Origin of the sequence: Pontibacter sp. JAM-7, assembly GCF_048548695.2 — a bacterium.
GTDB lineage: Bacteria > Pseudomonadota > Gammaproteobacteria > Pseudomonadales > Balneatricaceae > Neptuniibacter.
In genome coordinates, this window is the sequence record NZ_JBLYIF020000113.1 from 1 (window position 1) to 229 (window position 229).

The window sequence follows — 229 nt, forward strand, 5'->3', positions numbered from 1 at the left end:
CACAGGCGTCATTAGATGACCTCAATCAGCGCAGGTCGCAGCCGGTTAGCATGGCACACTTTAGACCCTATTTAGTTGTCACTGATACAATGCCCTTTGCCGAGGATCACTGGCGCAAAATACGTTTCGGCGAAGTGGAATTTGACGTGGTTAAACCCTGCTCCCGCTGCGTGATGACCTCCTACGATTCATTAACCTCAGACAAAGTCGCTAACGCAGTTCACTTAAA

At 49.3% G+C, this 229-nt stretch carries 1 protein-coding gene; it reads left to right on the plus strand.

The window, feature by feature from the left end:
• Positions 1–229: MOSC domain-containing protein (locus ACFVYJ_RS14015; RefSeq protein WP_463255496.1), on the plus strand; the 229-nt coding region annotated here is incomplete at both ends.